We start from the raw sequence: 17,918 nt of genomic DNA, 5'->3' as shown, positions 1-17,918 counted from the left end.
ATATGCCAATATACGAAATAAAGGCGTGTAAAGCACCATTTTGCTACAGATTGGCATCCACTCTGAAATGCAGCGAATCGCTGAAAATGAGCTTTTGCACTCCTTCTATCCTATAATCGGAGATATTGCCAGTGCCGGGGTCGGTTTGCAGCATCACTTTCCGGCGTGAAAAAAAGAGTGGGTTTTTGTCCTGAAGTATAGCTTGCAGCTGCTTGAGTTGCTTATCTGGGCCAAAGCCAAGGTACAGGTAATGCACCAATGGCTCGCTGTCTTCTCGCTTTTTGTACACAACCGCGTACGCTCCACCTTCCAGCGGAATCCGATCCTTTATGTAATATTCTTCCAGTGTAGGTTTGTTCAGGTCGAGTTGCTCAAACACAGCCAGTTCATCTTCCCAGTCAACCTCGTCGGTTTGAATGGTCTCGGCGGGCAGGTTATCAGTGCTTACAGACTTCAGTACCATCGGCTTTTTAGCCTGCATGGTGGCTATCTGCTCCTGCAGGAACTGCGTGAGGTTATAAGAGTCCGACTCAGCTGCAGGGGGCGCCGGCCGCTCGCAGGCTGTAAAAGCCAGCATGCCCAATATCAATAACCCTATGCTATACCTGCCCATTATTTACTCTTAATCTATCAAGGTTTCCCCGGTCATCTCTGCCGGCTTCTTAATACCCATCAACTGAAGTATGGTTGGGGCCAGGTCGCCAAGCTTGCCCGGATGCAGCTTTCCTTTAAAGTCTTTGCTTGCCAGTACGCACGGCACCAGGTTGGTAGTGTGGGCTGTGTTGGGTGTTCCGTCCGGGTTAACCATCATGTCGGCATTGCCATGGTCTGCTATCACAATGGTGTCGTAGCCATTTTCCAGCGCAGTAGTCACTACATCCTTTGCACACTCATCCACTACTTCGCAGGCTTTTACGGCAGCCTCAAAAACACCCGTGTGGCCAACCATGTCCGGGTTGGCAAAGTTCAGGCAAATAAAGTCAGCTGACTGCTGCTTTAGCTCCGGTACGATGGCATCCCTGATGTCATAGGCGCTCATTTCCGGCTGCAGGTCATACGTGGCTACCTTAGGCGATGGGCACAGCAGGCGTTTTTCACCTTCAAACTGGGTTTCGCGGCCCCCCGAGAAAAAGAACGTTACATGCGGATACTTTTCTGTTTCTGCAATGCGTATCTGCTTTTTGCCGGCATTGGCAATTACCTCACCCAGGGTATTGTTCAGGTTATCTTTCTCAAAAATAGACTCTACGCCCTCAAACGTATCGTCGTAGTTGGTCATGGTAACGTAGCGCAGGTTCAGCTTGTGCATGTCCTGCTCCGGAAAGTCGCGTTGTGTTAAAGCCTGGGTAATTTCGCGGCCGCGGTCTGTTCTAAAGTTAAAGCAGATCACCACGTCGCCATCCTGTATAGTGGCAATCGGCTGTTGCTTGTCGTTTACTTTTACAATAGGTTTGATGAACTCATCGGTAACGCCTTCTTTGTAAGACTCCAGCACCGACTGTATCAGGTTCTGAGAAGGCTTGCCCTCTCCTTTTACCATCAGGTCATAAGCAAGCTTTACACGTTCCCATCGGTTGTCACGGTCCATAGCGTAGTAGCGGCCCACCACAGAGGCAATGGTGCCAGTGGTTTTCTCCAGGTGCTGCTCCAGTTCGTTTATATACTTTACGCCACCTTTCGGGTCGGTGTCGCGGCCATCGGTAAAGGCGTGTATGTATACTTGCTGCAACTCGTTATCAGCGGCCACAGAGCAAAGTGCCTTCAGGTGGTCGATGTGTGAGTGCACGCCCCCATCGGATAAAAGGCCTATCAGGTGTACAGGCTTCTTGTTCTCTTTGGCGTAAGCGTAGGCATTTGCCAGCACGGGCATGGTAGCCAGTTTGCGTTCTGCGATGGCTTTGTTAATGCGCACCAGGTCCTGGTACACCACGCGGCCTGCGCCTATGTTCATGTGCCCAACCTCAGAGTTGCCCATCTGCCCTTCCGGCAAGCCTACGGCCTCCCCGGATGCATTCAGGTGCGTATGCGGATACTGCTCCAGCAAAGAATCCATGAAGGGTGTATGCGCCTTTAGAATGGCAGATGCCTCCGGAACAGTGCTTATTCCCCAGCCGTCCAGAATCACAAGAAGTACCTTTTTATCCATAGCACAAATATAAGTATAATCTTTTAACCGAGCCGTGGCACCAATCAATTGCGCCAGCTGTTTGGCACTCAACGATCAGGGGTAGATTATTAAGTATAAATGAGGCTGGTTTTTTATATTTTTAATATATTCCGGGTAATTTAGCGTTGCTTATCGTTCCTCATTACTTGGCATAGTTTTAGCTATTATAAGGGCGAGATCACAAACAGGATTTATGAAAAATTTAAAACAGATTGCGGTAGTATTTTCGCTGATGTTGGCGACTGTCTTTTTTATTACGGGGCAGGCCGCGGCGCAAGGCGATTTGATGGGTAGTGTAAAGTCTGCTGTGAAAGCGGGCTCCTCCAAAGACCTGGCGCGTAACTTCGGCAGCATGGTGGAAATTACCTTGGAAAACGGCGATGCCACCAGTTACAGCGGCACGCAGGCAGAGTTTGTGATGAAGAACTTTTTCAGCAAGAACCCTCCTGTAGATTTCTCTTACAGCCATCAGGGGGCCTCGGATAAAGGCCAGAAATATGCCATAGGCACCTATACATCTAAAAATGGTACTTACACAGTACTGATCAGGCTGAAGGATTCGAAGATACAATCGATGAATTTTATAAAAGATTAAGCAGATAATAATGAGATTTTTATGAAGGCTCGGTATAAACTCCGAGCCTTTTTTTATTTTTGTGCCGTGAAACCGACATACCTTACCGAAAAAAGTATAAACGAGTTTATCTCGACGGCCCTGGCCGAGGACATTGGCGACGGAGATCACTCTTCGCTGGCCTCCATACCTGCCGATGCGCAAAACCAGGCGCGCCTGTTGGTTAAGGGCGAGGGCATACTGGCGGGCGTAGAGCTTGCCGGTTACATTTTTAATGCCGTAGACCCAGGCCTGAAGGTGGAGGTGCTGTTGCAGGATGGCGCCCAGGTAAAGTATGGCGATGTGGCGCTTATCGTAAAAGGCAAGGCGCAGTCTATACTTACCGCAGAGCGTTTGGTGCTGAACTGCATGCAGCGCATGAGTGGCATTGCTACTTACACCCACTACCTTACAAGCCTGATAGAAGGCACTGGCGCCAAACTGTTGGACACACGTAAAACCACCCCTAACTTCCGGATCATGGAAAAATGGGCTGTGTTGATAGGCGGTGGCCACAACCACAGGTTCGGCCTGTTTGATATGATCATCCTGAAAGATAACCACGTGGATTATGCCGGTGGCATCCGGGAGGCCATACTTGCCACGCAGCGTTACCTGCAGGAAAAAGGCAAAGACCTGAGAATTGAGGTGGAAACACGCAACCTGGAGGAAGTAAAAGAAGCGTTGGAATTAGGAGGCATTCACCGGATCATGCTCGATAACATGACACCCGAAATGATGCGGGAGGCCGTGGCCATGATCGGTGGAAAGTTTGAGACGGAGGCTTCCGGAGGAATTACGGAGCAAACCATACGAACAGTGGCCGAGTGCGGCGTGGATTACATTTCGGTGGGAGCTTTAACGCATTCCATCAAAAGTATGGACCTGAGCCTGAAAGCGTACTAAATATTACCGCTGGTATAGCAGCACTTTATAAAACCTGATGTTCTCTTGAAGGGATAGCCGGGGAGGAATAAGAAAAGAGAATTTTACTTTAAAATTTATGCAGCAGATAAACCAAAGAGGTTTCAGAGCGCCACAAGGGCCAGCCCCTGGCGCCATCCGAACAAAAAAATACCAGATGGACAAGGACATGTTTGCACGCATTGCGGTAACACAGGTATGGAAGAAAGACTGGTGGTATGCTTTAATCGTGTTTGCAGTGTTCATGATCCCTGCCATCTTCAGTTTCTCGTGGTGGTGGGTTGCCCTGGCCTTTATCATGACATTGATCTTTGTGCTACTGCGTTCTGCGCAGGTAATGGGCATCACACGCATTGAGCAGGGCAACGTGCTGTTCGAGAAACTGCACTACGACATTGATAACCGCCAGATACTGATGAAGCGCAATGAGCGTGAGGGCATGACCATGACCTGGGATATGATCAAAAAGGTGCAGCGCAACGATGACGCCTACCTGCTTTGGTTAAAGCCGCCAACCGGCACACAAATGCCAACCGGCTGGAAAGGCTGGCTAGCCCGCACCTTCGAGGTTCCGGTGTTCATCTACATGCCTTATAAGATATTTAACAGCCCGAACGACATTAAGCTGATGGATAACCTGCTGCGCCGCAAGAATTTTATCTCATAGCACAGGGAGTACCACAACCTAAGCTGTTTGTTTAATCGTAAATAATTAATAAGTAGGCTTTTACGGATGCCCGATTCTGTAAAGCAACTATAGCTAAAGTATAAAATCGTACAAAAATGAATAAGAACGTAATTGCAGTTTTCGCCGCTGTTTGTGGTTTGTTTATGGCCTCATGCGATACTCCTAAAGACCTGAGACCAGGCGAAAAAGTATCTACAGAAATGGTGGCACCAGGCACTCGCACCACATTTAACGTAAGCGACGCCGGAGCTCCTGAAGTAACAGCTCAGGGCACAGTGCAGGATCACGTGGAGCACCAGGAAGTAATGCCTGATCGTGACCTGGGTGGTAACACCATACAGAAAGGTGACAGCGTGATGGAAGCCACAGAGACAAACACGCAGGCTGGCGCTACTAAACGATAGTTTTAAACCTACAGTATAAGCCTGCCGTTGCTTAGCTATAGCAGCGGCAGGCTTTTTTGTGGCAATTGCCTCAGGAGTGGCCATGCCTGCCGAAGGCCGGGTATAGTCGCTTTGGACTTATTATCGTATATTTGCAACTCAATTGCGTTTAGCTTAAATGGCACAACAGGAAGTAGAGTGGTTTAGTACTTGGTTCGACTCATCGTACTACCACATTTTGTATCAGGACCGTGACCTGAAAGAGGCACAGTTGTTCATGGATAACCTGTTGGCTTACCTGCACCCCAAACAGCACGAAAAGATCTTGGACCTGGCATGTGGTAAAGGGCGGCACTCCTTATACTTAAGTCAAAAGGGCTACGATGTAACAGGCATCGACCTGTCGGCGCAAAGTATAGCCTATGCCAGACAGTACGAGCATGAGCGCCTGCATTTTGATGTGCATGACATGCGGCAGGTGTATAAACCAGAGGCCTTTGACTTTATACTTAACCTGTTTACCAGCTTCGGATACTTTGAGCATGAAACGGAGAACGTAGTAGCCCTGCTGGCTACTGCAGAGAGTCTGAAGCACGGTGGCAAGCTGGTAATAGACTTCATGAATACCGATAAAGTGATCGCTAACCTGGTTACGGACGAGGTGAAGGAGGTGCAGGGTATAAAATTTAATATACACCGTGGGCTGGAGCATGATTTTATCGTTAAAACCATCTCCTTTACAGATAACGGGGAAACTTACCGGTTTCAGGAGCGTGTGCGTGCCTTACGCGAAGAGGACTTTATGGAATACTTTAAAATGACACAACTGCGGTTGGTGGATGTGTTTGGTGACTATCACCTGAATAAGTATGATCGTGACAATAGCGATCGGATGATTTTTGTTTTAAAAAAATAGCGCCGCACCCGCATGATCATAGCTATACTAGTCTTGTTTCTTACTGTGGTCTTTTCCGGCTTTCTGGTAAAGATCTTCCCTCCCACTAACATCAAGTGGCTTAAAATGGCCCTTGCATTTAGTGGCGCGTACCTGTTCACAATCACCATCATCCACCTGCTGCCTGAGGTGCTGATGAGAAACAACAGCTTTGGCGTTGGCTACTGGGTGTTGGCCGGCTTCTTTTTACAGCTTATCCTGGAGTTGTTCTCGCATGGCGTTGAGCACGGGCACATGCACCACCACCATAACGAAAGAGTGGGGTCTTTACCCTTTCTGCTTTTGGGCTCTTTGTTTGTTCACTCTTTCCTGGAGGGCAGCATACTGGTAGAGCACAGGTACGGAGCCGAAAACATGGGCCACCACGCTACCAGCGAGAACTTTTACCTGGTGCTGATGGGAATTACACTACACCATATACCGGCGGCTTTTGCCCTGATGTCGGTTTTGCTATCGAGGTTGGAGAACTTCAGAAAAGCATTTTTGTGGTTGCTGATATTCGCACTGGGGTCTCCATTGGGTATCATTTTTAGCAATACGGTACTGGCGCAGCAGGCACCTGGAGGCTTGGTCTACACAGCACTCACTGGCCTGGTGGCAGGCAACTTCCTGCACATCTCCACCACCATCCTTTTCGAAACCAGCCCGGACCACCACTTTAACCGCAATAAGCTGGTTGCTACCATGCTTGGTTTAATCCTGGCGGTACTTGGCGGTTTCATTTAGCGTAAAGGCCTGCAAAGCTGCCTGCACCTTGATCTTATGCTGACATTTGGTTAGCTTAAAGAAGTATAAACCAGGAGAAAGCATGGCCAATAAAACCTCTGAGCCCTATACTTCCTTTAAGGAGTTTTACCCCTATTACCTATCGGAGCATCAAAACACAACAAGTCGCGTGCTGCATTTTACAGGTACTGGCTTACTGTTGTTGGTTGCCATAGCTGCGCTGGCGCTGGGCAAGTATAGCTTACTCTGGTTAGTGCCTGTAATAGGGTATGGCTTTGCCTGGGTAGGGCATTTCTTTTTTGAACGGAATAAGCCGGCTACTTTTAAATATCCTTTTTATAGCCTGGCTTCAGACTTTAAGCTGTTTTTTGATATACTCCGCGGGAAGCAGCAATTCAGGAGTAGCGGTACTGATACCACTGATCAGGAAAGGTAAATTACATAATAGTGGAGAGCAGGGTAGCTACAAGAGCTTTCACTGTTATCATAACAGCACTGTTGTTTGACGCTGCGTCAGCCTCATCTTCTTCAGTTGCAAATGCCTTCTTAAAATAACCGATAGGGCTGTCTAATATTTCAGTATCCAGTACTGATTTGTTCTGAGGCTTTACCGTGGTTTTTGGCTTTGGTTTTTGTGCTTTTGTTGCCTCTGCGGATGCAGTAAGTGTTGCGGCAGGAGAGGCCTGAGCAGGAACAGTGTTTTGCTGAACACTGGCAGTGGTAGTTCCGTTGTTGCCGTTGCCATTGCCGTTAGCCTGTGCAAAAGGCATGGCGCTGAGGCATAGCAGTACTACAGCCACTACAGGAAGAAATCCCAACATACCCTGACACAGTTTTCTCATGCTCAAATATATATGCAAATTATGTAAAAATCAATAAATCAGTAGGATAATTTAGAGAATATACTTTTTGTTATGCATAACGTGTAAAATGCGGTATTATGTTCCTGAAATTGATTTTTTTAAAATTACTTGGCGGCTGGTTTCACAACTTTTAGTTTTACAGGCACTACTCCCTCTTTTACAGAGCCAATTTTCCTGGCTGCAGCCTCCGAAAGGTCTACCACTCTGCCTTTTACGAAAGGCCCCCTGTCTGTGATCTTAACCTTTACAGTTTTATTTGTTTGCAGGTTGGTAACCTTAACCTTGGTGCCAAACGGCAATGTTTTGTGGGCTGCAGTTAGCTTACCCTTCCGGTAGGGTTCTCCGTTTGCCATTTTGCGACCTTGCAACTTGCGGCTATAGTACGATGCCTTGCCCTCTTCAGTGTATCCTTTTCTGCCAAACTCAGGTGCAGAGCTGGCACAGGAGCTCATGAAGGCAATTAGCGCAGTAAATACAATACCGTAATTAAATTTCATAGGATCAGGGTTTAAGTTTGGTTCGCAGGAATTGTTTGAGATGTTACTGTACTGATAAAACTGTCGAGCTCGGCGGCTAATTTTGCTGTTGGTATGGTTTCGAGGGGGTGACGCGTGGCTGGCAATACCATCAGGCTGGCATTTGGTAAGTGCTTATATGCCCAAAGGGTTTCTTCAACGCTTACCATATTATCGCGGTCGCCAACACTTACGCATACCGGCACTTGCAGCATAGGTAAATTATCTGGTGTAAGTCCTGGCGCGTTTCCCAAGTGTAGCATCATGTCGGCGGTTTTGCGCATCACCGTTTTCCAGTCTTGTGGGGCATGCCGTTGGGCAAGTGCGTTGGCAAATGCGGGCACCTTCTCCTCCACTTTTGCGGGGTCCAGCATCTTAGTTTCCTTTGCGGCGGTTTCCGGAGACCAGGCAAATTTGGTAGCCAGTGTAAAAATGCTGTTTACACGCTCAGGGTGCTGCAGTGCAAAGTATAAACCAGCATAGCCGCCCATACTATACCCGAAAATATGCGTTTGTGCTATTTCCTCTTTTTCGAGCAATGCACTAATGTCGTTGGCAAACAAATGCATACTATACGGTTCGCCTGGGATGGTTTTTCCTCCATGCCCCGAGAAATCCAGGGTGTATACTTTATACTTACCTTCCAGTGCCTGTTTTAGCGGATCTAACGTGTCGGCTGAGCCAAGCGCACCGTGCAAAAGCAAGATATTCTGCATAGCTGATCTAAGTATAAAACTGCGTTCTTATTGCCTTACCTGGTAATTGTAGACTTCCATGGCCTGCGTCAGTTTATCTTTCTGGAACAGGTTTATGACGAACTGAGCTCCCAAAATGCCAGCCCCGGCATAAACCAATGGTGAAATGCCACTATTCTGCTGATTTTGGAGCGTAGAAAGGGAACCTGCAGCCAGTAAGCCAACGCCAACGATAGAAACGCCGGTGTTGATCACTTTATCGCGGCGATACCGTTGCAGGATCTGCATACTGGCGGCATTATCTGCCAAAGCCTCGCGCAGGTTATTATAGTCAAGCAAGTATAGTGGCCCGTCGTCTTTAGAAAAGAAATTTATCCGGCGGCGGCTGGTGCGCGGTATTCCGTAACCGTAAGGGTTGTAGCCATAACCATAGTCGTAAACGGTGCGAGAAGTATAAAATTTGTCTATGCGCGGACCATCAAGTATGCGCTTGGCAAAATCGTCGTAACTGTTGCCGTAATCTACCCTTGCAAAATAGCCCTGCTCATTCTGGAATGCGGCCACTGTACTTGGGTTATACTTCAGGGAGTCGTCGAGCAGGAAATGGTTCTGTTTAAACAACGGCGACTTCAACTGTATCTTATTTGCATAGATTATCTGGCCGTTCTGCTGTTTGATAAAGAAACGGCCCTGGCGGATGCTTTCTACCTCGCCGCGTTGTGCGTTTGCCATAAAACAAGTAAGCAGACAAAATGATAAAAGGTAAACTAGTTTTTTCATTGTTGTTGATGAGAATAGCCGCAGGGTGTGCCGGCATCGTTAAAATAAAAAGAACAGCATAACAGCCATACCAACCAGTGCCAGGTAAACCCAGCGCATAAGTTGCCTCCGGTGTTTGGCTGGCACAAAGTTGCTTACCAGCATAACAACGAACAGAAGGCACAAAAGGTATAAGAGTATAAATATAACAGCTTTTACCCAGTTGGGCACAATGGTGTTCTCGGCCTGATACTGGTTGCTTATACCCATATCCGATAAAAGCCATTGCAGTCCCATAAAAACTACCACTTCAAAAAGTATGAAATAAAGAAGCCAGCTAAGCCAGCTATACTTTCCGCTGTTTTGCATCAAATAGAAATAAGATTATCAAGCACCGGTGCAGCTGTGAGAAAACCCCGTAAGTTAAACCCTGCTGTAGTCCGGTATGGTTTTGGCTCTACCATAGTCATACTAGAGAACTATGGTAAATAACCTGTAATATAAAACATTCTGATATAATTATGTGGCAACCAAGGGTATAATGATTATAAGAATGTTATTGTACATCAGTAAGATTTGAAACATTGTGCCGCATAGACGTCGTTAGAATAATAGAAAGGTGTTGGAATATGAGGTTATTGAGGAATATATCATTAGACAGTTATAAATACAGATACGAGCATGAACCCAGGAAGATCTTTAGTGTTGGATACGAAGACCTGACTACGTTCATATATTATCAGGATACGAACAACAACTACATTCTGGTGGTTGCGAAAGATGACAACCCACCGATGATAGTTGAGAAAGATATATCTAGAGCAGAGGCTTTTAGATTAATGAATACCCGACCTTAAGCAGTCGGGTATTTTTTTGCCCCTTCCTTTTATCCCTATATTTTGCACGTTCATATAAACGCCACAGGAGTTCATATACAAGCATGATCGGAGGTATTGCGCAGTGATGTAATCAAGTATAGTTTTGTTGTAAGTTATTCATTTTTAGGGATTAAAATAAAAACAAAACTATGGAAAAGAGAATGATCACATGCCTTACTGCATCCTGCGCAAGAAGTATAACCCTGGCTATACTTCTTACCTTTTGCCTTATAAGCTCAAAGATATTTGCGCAAGAGAATTTCACAGCCAAGCTGGACCAATACCTTAATGCACACTTACAGCAAGGCACCTTTAGCGGAACAGTCGTAGTTACAGAGAAAGGTGTGCCTGTGTATAGCAAGGGTTTCGGAATGGCTGATTATGAGAAAGGCGTAGCCAATAGCCAGGATATAAAGTATAGGATTGGCTCTGTAACAAAGTCGTTTACGGCAACAATGATAATGCAACTGCAAGAGCAGGGTAAGCTTAATGTTCAGGATAAGGTTAGCAAATACATACCCGGTTTTCCTAACAGCGATAAAATTACCCTGCACCATTTGCTTACCAATACTTCTGGCTTGCCTGATTTTGTGAACCATTGGGGTGAGGTTAATACCAAGCCTGCCACAACAAATGATATTCTGGCACTTGTAAAAGACAAGCCTTTGGAGTTTGAGCCAGGCAGCAAATGGAGCTATAGCAGTACTGGCTTTGTGCTTTTGGCGCAGGTAATCGAAAAAGTAACCGGAAAACCTTACGAGAAAGTACTGCACAAGCAAATCTTGAAGCCGCTGAAAATGAACTCGACGGGAATGGAGTTTAGTAAGCCCGTGGAAGGAATGGCAAAAGGTTATAACCATGATGCTGCAGACCGTAAGCTTGCCAAATTTATCGATATGAGTTGGTGCCACGCTGCAGGTGCCATGTACAGCACTACAACCGACTTGGGCAAGTTTGATGCAGCCCTTAGAGGCAACAAGCTTTTAAATGAGGCTTCTAAAAAGCAGATGTTCACTCCCGTTAAAAATAACTATGGCTATGGCTGGGTAATAGACTCTGTGTACAAGCAGTTAAGAATCAGCCATAGTGGGGCCATCAACGGCTTTAAAGCCAACTTTATCCGGCTTCCACAGCGTGAAATGACGATCACGATTCTGAGCAACTACGAATCGCAGCAGGTTAATGGCCCGATCTCTCGTGATGTAACGGCTATTGTGCTCGGCGAAAAGTACCAGGTGCCGGTGGTTCGCACCATAGTAAGTATGAGCGCAGCACAATTAGCAAAATACACTGGGGAGTATAGAGTTACGCCAAACATGTCGTTCTCAGTAAAACTGTCGGGTAATCAAATATTTGTAGAGGCGCCAGGTCAGGATAAGTTTGAGATTTTTCCGGAGGCAGAAGATAAGTTTTTCGTGAAAGTGGCTCCTGCCCGGGTAACTTTCGAGAAGGATGAAAACGGGAACATTGCTAAGATGTACATGCATCATGGAGGCAGGGCGATGCCAGCTATGAAAATAAACTAAACACAAAAGCCCCGCATACTGCAGGAGAGCTACTTAGGTGGCTCTCCTGTTTGTTTTATTGTCAGCGTATAAGCTATTATGAACTGGCAAAACAGATATTACAGGGCTGCTATATTTGGTGCTGCAGCCACATTCATTTTACAGACTATACTTGCGCTAACTGTAGATCCATACCTTGCATCTGTGCTTACACCCCTTTATCCTGTGTGGATAATTGTATTCGTAGTTGGCTGGCGCAAAGAGCACCCTCGCCGTTAAGCGTGGTTTTTGGAAAGCTGCGTGTACTGCTGAAGTATGGTTTTGCACTCTTTAAAGTATAGACTGCAACATTAAGGTGAATTTGTATTGTAGCAAAAATCGCCTCAGCAAAGTGGCACTTTTTTGGCTTTATCTGGCTTATACCTATAGCCAAAGTACAAAGTATATGTCTAATCAGGAAGTAATGACAGATGTAAACCACGTGCAGCACATGTTTTTGCGCGTGGAAAGTAGTGATATGGAGTGCGTTATAAATATTGCCGGGCATCCTTATCGTTTGCGTGAGTTAATCTTTATGATGATAGAAAATGGGTGTCGGATAGAGCAGACCTCAGCCGATATGTATAATACTTTCGTTTACGATAAAGAAACCGTGGAAGTGCATGACTTCCTTACTTCTATCATTAAGGCAAAGTTCAAGGAAGCAGCTTAATTGTGAATTTGTAAGCATAAAAAGAAAGGCACCATTTTGCGGTGCCTTTCTTTTTAGATCTCCTTAATATTGATTTCCCGTGGCCTGTCAGCCGATTCGGAATACGGTAAGTTTATAAGTAGCTCTCCTTCTTTATAAATAGCCTCTATACCTGCCTGGTTAATATCAGCCGGAAGTATAAACGTGCGGCTAAACATTGGCACGGATACATTAGGCTGCTGAGCGCTTTTTAATGTAGAGGTTATTGTGAGCTTGTTGCTGCGCAATGTTACTTTAAATGTTTCGGGAGTAACACCAGCTGCCCAAACCCTGATCACTGCTTCATCTGGTCCTTTTTCCAACTTTACATACGTTTCGCTTACTCCACCACCAATTGTATTTAACAGGTCTAAGTGGAGAGCAACAGTATGCAGAAAGCTCGTTCTATCATATTGCTTCATATTATTTATCTCCTCTTTAGTTAACAAATAAGTAGTTGCAAATCAGGTGCCAAACCCGGTTTTTAACAATCTGCCAGCCACAGATCTGCACATTTGGCAGCCTGCGAAATGCAAAAGTGGTTTTCCCACAATTAATGTGTCATTCCTGATTTGGGAACAATTCTTTGGTGTGAGAAAGCGCGTTACTGCTGGAGAAAAAAAATATTATCGATTAAAGTATAACAAAGTTAAATATTAGGTGCTGCTAATCAATAGGTTAGGTATATAGTGCGAATGAGGTTTATGGTGTAGGCACTAATTGTAGTAAGCTGTGGCATACTTCTTTCATAACACTTGCCAGATTACCTATAGTTTATGAAAAAGTTTTACATTTTACTTATTACACTCTTTACCTTCCTTGCAGCTGCTCAGGCTCAGGTTATAGTTTACCACGAGAATTTTAATAATAACATAAGCGGCCTTACAGCTACTAATTTTATCATTACAAATACTGCTCCTTACTCCGATACGCTGTACACTGCCGGCAACTACGCCCAGACAAGCACAACGGCTTCAGGGCAACAGGTGTTGGTTATTAACAATAGCATCTCTACATATAACCTAAAGGATATCAGGATCACCTGGAAAGAATACCGAACACAGTATCATAGAAGGTCAAATGGTACTATCGTTACTTCGCCTTCTGGTAATACTACTTTCGTTGCCAATACAAACCCGGTTAAGCTGGAGTACAGCCTTGATGGAGTGAACTATGTACAAGTGACGGGGTTTACACAAAACACCAGTAATTTCTTCAGCTGGGGTGCCGTAAACAATGGTGCTCCTATTACGCTTCCGTTTGCAGTAAATAATCGTCCAAACGTACGCTTAAGATGGACAATAAATGTAAATAACGTTAACACGGATTACTATGCCATGGATGACGTGATGATTAACGGCACACCTGTAACGGGTACTTCCACTTTCAGATGGAGCACGCGGCCTGTAAACGAGAAACCGTTCACGGCCTCTTCCGCTACTTCCGTTAATCCTTATACTGTAGATGGTGTAACCATGCGTTGGACAAGATCTAACATTGGTACAGGCACTACGGTAGAGACAGACGCGGTGAGTACTACTTTCTTAAATAGAAATACACTTACACTAATTCAGTCTGGGGCCGGAGCAGCAGCAGGCACGCAGGTTACAATGCAGCTTGGTAAGCGTGTTTCTGGTCTGACTTTTACCTTGTACGATGTGGACCGTAACGCCGGTCAGTTTTTAGATAAGATACAGGTGATCGGGTATGACGGTGCCACAGCTATACCTTTAACTAAAAACATGATGCTGCCTACTGTGTCGAATGAGTTTAGCAATGGCGCAGCAAGAGCTAAAGTGGATGGTGTGGACTCAAAAGTAACCTCCAACAAAGGTAACGTTACGATCAGCTTTGTTGCCAACATAGACCGCGTAGAGCTTAGATACTTTAACGATGATGCCGCCAAAGGCAGACAAGGCATAGGGATAAGCGATATCTCCTGGGCTATGGCAGAAGAAAGTATAACAGCAATGCCTGTGGAGCTGGCTTCGTTTAAAGGGCAACTGAAGAATGGCCAGAGCGTGCTTACCTGGGTAACAGCAATGGAGAAAGACAACGACAAGTTTTTAGTAGAGCGTAGCCAGGATGGCAAGACCTTTACTAAAATTGGCGAAGTAAAAGGCAACGGTAACAGCAACAGAACTATAAATTATACTTTCAATGATGTGAAGCCTGTGGTTGGATTTAACTACTACCGCCTGCAGCAGGTAGACTACAATGGAACAACATCCTTCTCTGCCATTGTTGCCATAGAGCTTACAAACAAAGTGGCAGGTATAGCTGCTAAGCCGGTACTTTATCCTACAGTGGCCACAGATGTGATCAACATCAGCCTTCCGGGTTTTGGAACCAAGGTTAACCTGACCGTTCTGGACGCATCAGGCAGACTGGTAAAACAGATGACTACTACCTCAGGAGCAGAAGCCGAAGTAAGTGTACAGAACTTGAAAGGTGGCGCATACTTTGTTTCTTTAAGCGATGGGCAACGCCACGAAACGCTCCGCTTTTTAAAACAGTAACAGATTAAGTGTAGTTTTAGAAACCACCTGCTCTATTCCGGCAGGTGGTTTTGTTTTTTCAGGGTCTACACCCTTTAAACCACTAACCGGAAAGCAAATAATAACGTGCCTCCCCTCACTTAAAGGCTTCAATTCCGTATCGGCAACAAACCATTTTAGCAGAAAACGAAGCTTCAGGGAAAAGCGTTGTGCTATTTTGTTGAATAATGTTACCTTTAAAAACAGTAGCAGGTTCCCCATGTATGGGGCTTTCTCCTATCACCCCTATGTTCGTATATAATAAATATATTAAGAACTTTTACACTATGCTGGAGTTGCGCTATCAAAGTGATGTGGTTAGCATCCTGGTTGACAAAGACAAGCAACTGGGAAAAGCGGAGTGGCGTGGTTTTCTTTCGAGCCCGGAGTTTAGAGAAAACGGTTTGCGTTGCGCGCAACTCTGTCAGGATGAAAAGCTTGAGCGTTGGCTGGCAGATCAAAGAACAATGCGCGCCATCAGGCAACAGGACCTGCAATGGGCGGCCTTAGAACTTCTACCAAAACTATTAGCTACACCGCTCCGGCGTATGGCCGTTGTGGTCTCTGCAGACATTTTTAACAACATGGCCATGGAACAATTGTATAAGCGGGCTGGCAGTATTGGAGACATGGTAATCAAAGAGTTCGTTACCGAAGAAGAGGCACTGGAGTGGCTGCTTGAACCCTTAAAAGCCGAGGTGAAATCCAGTGACCATAAACCTCATCAAAAAGGTGCTTAACTTATACATTAAGGTTAACGAACACCTCGTACATAAGGGCAATCTCGCAAACAAGGCTAATAGAGTCAATTTCAGCTACCAGGTATAGATCATACTTCTTTCAAGTATAAAAGCTTCTCGCAAGTAAATAACAGCTTTTCCCCTGCCGATCATTCCCAGCCTCTCCTTTAAAAAAGCAGCTTTCATACTATGTATTGCAGGATAACGTGCTTTTTACACACCCGTAGGCTTAAGTATGTTATACAAAACCTAAGTCTACAACTATGAAAACTATTAATAAACTTTCTGCTTGGCTCGTCATGTCAGTATTGTGCTTTGCATGCGACGATGACAACGACAGCATCATCACGCCAAACACTTCCTACACTTATACTTTTGAGCAAAACGCTGAAGGCTGGCAAGGAGGGTTCGCTGATTACCCTAAAGATTGGGACAAAAGCCGCTTCGAGTTTGAGTTTGACCGTGAAGCCCTCCCAGCCGAGATTGGTGAGAACAGTATGGCCATGAAATTGTCTGGACGTAACATAAGCGATGATCTGTTCATGTTTATGAAAAAGCAGATAACCGGACTTGAGCCGAACCATACATATAGCGTTACCTTCGAAATAGAACTCGCTTCACAGTATCCGGAGCAATCAGCGGGAATTGGCGGCAGCCCTGGGGGAAGCGTGTATTTAAAAGCCGGAGGCAGTACAATTGAGCCAATCCCTGTAGAGATGCAGGGTGCCGGCAACAATGTCAGGATGAACATCGACAAAGGCGGGCAGTCGCAGGGCGGCCAGGACATGGTAGTGCTGGGTAATGTAGGTATACCGGGGAATACTTCGGAGTACAAGCTCATTCAAAGAGACAACCTGCAAAATCCTGTCCAGATCACAGCCGACAGCAATGGCAATTTATGGCTTATTATTGGCACAGATTCAGGTTTCGAGGGAACAACCACGCTATACTATAACACCATAGATGTTAGCTTGGAGTATTAAAGTAGCTCCCTGCAGACCTCGCAGCGTGCGCAGCTCCTGCGAGTGTCTAAGGATGTGAAGGCTATTGCTTCGTAGCTTAGGTTATGGAGGGTTAGACGCTCGCGGGTCGTAAAGACGCCGCGAGGTCTGTAAAACTTTGTAGAAGTTAGGCAGCTATGCTACAAGACCTCTGTTGTTTATACTTGTATCACTATTCTTAATGTTTGGCATAAAGAGTTGATAGAGCAAGCTGAATAACTGTCGCTCACTATGTATCTCTTTAGTAGAGAACTGATAAATCTCTTTTGAGTAATAGTTTTGTAGCTCTTTTACAACTTCATCCGGATCTAAAGAGCATACTATGAGTTCAGTATTAGGACGATCAAAGTAGTTACTTATTAGCTCTTTTATATGCGGTTCATTTCTAAAGGAGTTTCCTATAATGATTATCCTATTATTGGTCTTCAACTTTTCAACAAGCGTTCTATAGTAACTAGAAAGAACCTGATCATCAAGAATCTCTTTTTCCTTTAGAAATGGGTTATTAAACACAAGAACAGGCTCATCATTATAAATGTTACCTATTAACTTATATGTATTGCCTCCTTTTTTTGCGAATTTATATGAGCCATGTAAATGGACCATACACCTTTTGGAACTTTTTAAAAAGTTCTCATACAGTTTTAGATGGCCTGGCAAACTGCTTTTTCCAAATCCATCACTGTAAATAAAATGAGTGCCATTTATCCTTACAGGGTAGGTAAGCAAGGTATCTAGTATGCCATCATAGTTTGTGGTACAAATAAAAAGCTCTTCTACTCCATTATGCTTTAGCATATTTTCAAAGTTTAAGCCAAAGCTTGGAAAAAGCTTCCGTATTGTGCTATAACCTGAGGAGCCTTCAAATCTCTTAAAATCTAAAGCTACCTCTTTGAGACTTTCTTTCCGAGTTATATCAAACTTACTATTCAGCTTATCTATTAAATTCATAGGAATAACATTTTTGACAAGGTCCTCATCCGAAAATGCATTCCAAATACTAAGTATCTGTTCATCACATAGATTGGGGTGAAACTGCTTGATTTTAGGAAACGCTTGTTTAAATCTTTCCCAAAGTCCTGCCACATCGTCAATGTTGTTAGCAATTATATCTAATTCTAACTTTAAATCACAAGGAGCTTTATCCGAAGAGTAATTCCTGATAATATTTGCTAATAGCCTGTTTAAGCCATTACCAGTAAATAGAATGGGTTTCAATGTTGTATACTATAAAGAATG

22 protein-coding genes are annotated in these 17,918 nt (G+C 45.0%); 12 read left to right on the top strand and 10 right to left on the bottom strand.

The features are described 5' to 3' along the window. Positions 1–43 precede the first annotated feature (43 nt). A complete protein-coding gene (locus AC4BAP_RS00830) occupies positions 44–613 on the bottom strand; it encodes a hypothetical protein (protein WP_490580712.1) in 570 nt (189 codons plus the stop codon). A gap of 9 nt (positions 614–622) precedes the next feature. Further along, positions 623–2,146 carry a 2,3-bisphosphoglycerate-independent phosphoglycerate mutase gene (gene gpmI, locus AC4BAP_RS00825; protein ID WP_490580711.1) on the bottom strand — a complete coding sequence of 508 codons (1,524 nt, stop codon included), beginning with the start codon at positions 2,144–2,146 and terminating at the stop codon, positions 623–625. 214 nt (positions 2,147–2,360) lie between these two features. On the opposite strand from gpmI, the gene AC4BAP_RS00820 reads away from it, so the two are divergent. From AC4BAP_RS00820 to AC4BAP_RS00790, 7 genes are all read left to right on the top strand, one after another. Then, positions 2,361–2,762 (top strand): DUF4783 domain-containing protein, encoded by a 402-nt coding sequence (locus AC4BAP_RS00820; RefSeq protein WP_490580710.1) that lies wholly within the window; start codon positions 2,361–2,363, stop codon positions 2,760–2,762. Between the two features lie 66 nt (positions 2,763–2,828). Continuing rightward, positions 2,829–3,686 carry a carboxylating nicotinate-nucleotide diphosphorylase gene (gene nadC, locus AC4BAP_RS00815; protein WP_490580709.1) on the top strand — a complete coding sequence of 286 codons (858 nt, stop codon included), beginning with the start codon at positions 2,829–2,831 and terminating at the stop codon, positions 3,684–3,686. A 97-nt stretch (positions 3,687–3,783) separates the two neighbouring features. Continuing rightward, entirely contained in the window at positions 3,784–4,371 is a 588-nt protein-coding gene (locus AC4BAP_RS00810; protein ID WP_490580708.1) for a hypothetical protein, read from the top strand. Positions 4,372–4,487: 116 nt separating this feature from the next. Then, positions 4,488–4,796, top strand: a complete 309-nt coding sequence (locus AC4BAP_RS00805) for a hypothetical protein (RefSeq protein WP_490580707.1) — start codon at positions 4,488–4,490, stop codon at positions 4,794–4,796. 157 nt (positions 4,797–4,953) lie between these two features. Next, positions 4,954–5,691, top strand: a complete 738-nt coding sequence (locus AC4BAP_RS00800; RefSeq protein WP_490580706.1) for an SAM-dependent methyltransferase — start codon at positions 4,954–4,956, stop codon at positions 5,689–5,691. Positions 5,692–5,703: 12 nt separating this feature from the next. Then, a complete protein-coding gene (locus AC4BAP_RS00795; protein ID WP_490580705.1) occupies positions 5,704–6,456 on the top strand; it encodes a ZIP family metal transporter in 753 nt (250 codons plus the stop codon). Positions 6,457–6,538: 82 nt separating this feature from the next. After that, complete coding sequence (locus tag AC4BAP_RS00790) at positions 6,539–6,892, top strand: Mpo1-like protein (protein ID WP_490580704.1); 354 nt, start codon at positions 6,539–6,541, stop codon at positions 6,890–6,892. 1 nt (position 6,893) lies between these two features. On the opposite strand, the gene AC4BAP_RS00785 is transcribed toward AC4BAP_RS00790, so the two are convergent. The 5 genes from AC4BAP_RS00785 to AC4BAP_RS00765 form a co-directional block, all read right to left on the bottom strand. Continuing rightward, positions 6,894–7,277, bottom strand: coding sequence for a hypothetical protein (locus AC4BAP_RS00785; RefSeq protein WP_490580703.1), 384 nt, complete (start codon positions 7,275–7,277; stop codon positions 6,894–6,896). 146 nt (positions 7,278–7,423) lie between these two features. Continuing rightward, positions 7,424–7,816 (bottom strand): septal ring lytic transglycosylase RlpA family protein, encoded by a 393-nt coding sequence (locus AC4BAP_RS00780; protein WP_490580702.1) that lies wholly within the window; start codon positions 7,814–7,816, stop codon positions 7,424–7,426. Between the two features lie 11 nt (positions 7,817–7,827). After that, a complete protein-coding gene (locus tag AC4BAP_RS00775; protein ID WP_490580701.1) occupies positions 7,828–8,550 on the bottom strand; it encodes an alpha/beta fold hydrolase in 723 nt (240 codons plus the stop codon). Between the two features lie 27 nt (positions 8,551–8,577). Then, positions 8,578–9,261 (bottom strand): hypothetical protein, encoded by a 684-nt coding sequence (locus tag AC4BAP_RS00770; RefSeq protein ID WP_490580700.1) that lies wholly within the window; start codon positions 9,259–9,261, stop codon positions 8,578–8,580. An 87-nt stretch (positions 9,262–9,348) separates the two neighbouring features. After that, entirely contained in the window at positions 9,349–9,657 is a 309-nt protein-coding gene (locus AC4BAP_RS00765; protein ID WP_490580699.1) for a hypothetical protein, read from the bottom strand. Positions 9,658–10,315: 658 nt separating this feature from the next. Here AC4BAP_RS00765 and AC4BAP_RS00760 point away from each other — a divergent pair. Beyond that, positions 10,316–11,692 (top strand): serine hydrolase, encoded by a 1,377-nt coding sequence (locus AC4BAP_RS00760; RefSeq protein WP_490580698.1) that lies wholly within the window; start codon positions 10,316–10,318, stop codon positions 11,690–11,692. Positions 11,693–12,116: 424 nt separating this feature from the next. Then, positions 12,117–12,383, top strand: a complete 267-nt coding sequence (locus AC4BAP_RS00755; RefSeq protein ID WP_490580697.1) for a hypothetical protein — start codon at positions 12,117–12,119, stop codon at positions 12,381–12,383. Positions 12,384–12,436: 53 nt separating this feature from the next. On the opposite strand, the gene AC4BAP_RS00750 is transcribed toward AC4BAP_RS00755, so the two are convergent. Next, complete coding sequence (locus tag AC4BAP_RS00750) at positions 12,437–12,823, bottom strand: Hsp20/alpha crystallin family protein (protein ID WP_490580696.1); 387 nt, start codon at positions 12,821–12,823, stop codon at positions 12,437–12,439. Positions 12,824–13,177: 354 nt separating this feature from the next. On the opposite strand from AC4BAP_RS00750, the gene AC4BAP_RS00745 reads away from it, so the two are divergent. After that, a complete protein-coding gene (locus AC4BAP_RS00745) occupies positions 13,178–14,920 on the top strand; it encodes a T9SS type A sorting domain-containing protein (protein ID WP_490580695.1) in 1,743 nt (580 codons plus the stop codon). Here the strand turns inward: AC4BAP_RS00745 and AC4BAP_RS00740 are convergent. After that, positions 14,909–15,160, bottom strand: coding sequence for a hypothetical protein (locus AC4BAP_RS00740; protein ID WP_490580694.1), 252 nt, complete (start codon positions 15,158–15,160; stop codon positions 14,909–14,911). The genes AC4BAP_RS00745 and AC4BAP_RS00740 overlap by 12 nt on opposite strands. A gap of 65 nt (positions 15,161–15,225) precedes the next feature. On the opposite strand from AC4BAP_RS00740, the gene AC4BAP_RS00735 reads away from it, so the two are divergent. Beyond that, entirely contained in the window at positions 15,226–15,678 is a 453-nt protein-coding gene (locus tag AC4BAP_RS00735) for a hypothetical protein (RefSeq protein WP_490580693.1), read from the top strand. 299 nt (positions 15,679–15,977) lie between these two features. Beyond that, positions 15,978–16,661 carry a hypothetical protein gene (locus tag AC4BAP_RS00730; RefSeq protein WP_490580692.1) on the top strand — a complete coding sequence of 228 codons (684 nt, stop codon included), beginning with the start codon at positions 15,978–15,980 and terminating at the stop codon, positions 16,659–16,661. 153 nt (positions 16,662–16,814) lie between these two features. On the opposite strand, the gene AC4BAP_RS00725 is transcribed toward AC4BAP_RS00730, so the two are convergent. Continuing rightward, positions 16,815–17,897, bottom strand: coding sequence for an SIR2 family protein (locus AC4BAP_RS00725; protein WP_490580691.1), 1,083 nt, complete (start codon positions 17,895–17,897; stop codon positions 16,815–16,817). Positions 17,898–17,918 lie beyond the last annotated feature (21 nt).

The organism is Pontibacter sp. GD7 (assembly GCF_058216375.1).
The sequence above is the reverse complement of the archived record's forward strand: the minus strand, read 5'-3'. Positions and strand labels throughout refer to the sequence as shown.

Coding starts and splice junctions, on each gene's coding strand:
- AC4BAP_RS00830 (WP_490580712.1), bottom strand. CDS start 613: ATGGGCAGGTATAGCATAGGGTTATTGATATTGGGCATGCTGGCTTTT.
- gpmI (WP_490580711.1), bottom strand. CDS start 2,146: ATGGATAAAAAGGTACTTCTTGTGATTCTGGACGGCTGGGGAATAAGC.
- AC4BAP_RS00820 (WP_490580710.1), top strand. CDS start 2,361: ATGAAAAATTTAAAACAGATTGCGGTAGTATTTTCGCTGATGTTGGCG.
- AC4BAP_RS00810 (WP_490580708.1), top strand. CDS start 3,784: ATGCAGCAGATAAACCAAAGAGGTTTCAGAGCGCCACAAGGGCCAGCC.
- AC4BAP_RS00805 (WP_490580707.1), top strand. CDS start 4,488: ATGAATAAGAACGTAATTGCAGTTTTCGCCGCTGTTTGTGGTTTGTTT.
- AC4BAP_RS00800 (WP_490580706.1), top strand. CDS start 4,954: ATGGCACAACAGGAAGTAGAGTGGTTTAGTACTTGGTTCGACTCATCG.
- AC4BAP_RS00795 (WP_490580705.1), top strand. CDS start 5,704: ATGATCATAGCTATACTAGTCTTGTTTCTTACTGTGGTCTTTTCCGGC.
- AC4BAP_RS00790 (WP_490580704.1), top strand. CDS start 6,539: ATGGCCAATAAAACCTCTGAGCCCTATACTTCCTTTAAGGAGTTTTAC.
- AC4BAP_RS00785 (WP_490580703.1), bottom strand. CDS start 7,277: ATGTTGGGATTTCTTCCTGTAGTGGCTGTAGTACTGCTATGCCTCAGC.
- AC4BAP_RS00780 (WP_490580702.1), bottom strand. CDS start 7,816: ATGAAATTTAATTACGGTATTGTATTTACTGCGCTAATTGCCTTCATG.
- AC4BAP_RS00775 (WP_490580701.1), bottom strand. CDS start 8,550: ATGCAGAATATCTTGCTTTTGCACGGTGCGCTTGGCTCAGCCGACACG.
- AC4BAP_RS00770 (WP_490580700.1), bottom strand. CDS start 9,261: ATGGCAAACGCACAACGCGGCGAGGTAGAAAGCATCCGCCAGGGCCGT.
- AC4BAP_RS00765 (WP_490580699.1), bottom strand. CDS start 9,657: ATGCAAAACAGCGGAAAGTATAGCTGGCTTAGCTGGCTTCTTTATTTC.
- AC4BAP_RS00760 (WP_490580698.1), top strand. CDS start 10,316: ATGGAAAAGAGAATGATCACATGCCTTACTGCATCCTGCGCAAGAAGT.
- AC4BAP_RS00755 (WP_490580697.1), top strand. CDS start 12,117: ATGTCTAATCAGGAAGTAATGACAGATGTAAACCACGTGCAGCACATG.
- AC4BAP_RS00750 (WP_490580696.1), bottom strand. CDS start 12,823: ATGAAGCAATATGATAGAACGAGCTTTCTGCATACTGTTGCTCTCCAC.
- AC4BAP_RS00745 (WP_490580695.1), top strand. CDS start 13,178: ATGAAAAAGTTTTACATTTTACTTATTACACTCTTTACCTTCCTTGCA.
- AC4BAP_RS00740 (WP_490580694.1), bottom strand. CDS start 15,160: ATGGGGAACCTGCTACTGTTTTTAAAGGTAACATTATTCAACAAAATA.
- AC4BAP_RS00735 (WP_490580693.1), top strand. CDS start 15,226: ATGCTGGAGTTGCGCTATCAAAGTGATGTGGTTAGCATCCTGGTTGAC.
- AC4BAP_RS00730 (WP_490580692.1), top strand. CDS start 15,978: ATGTCAGTATTGTGCTTTGCATGCGACGATGACAACGACAGCATCATC.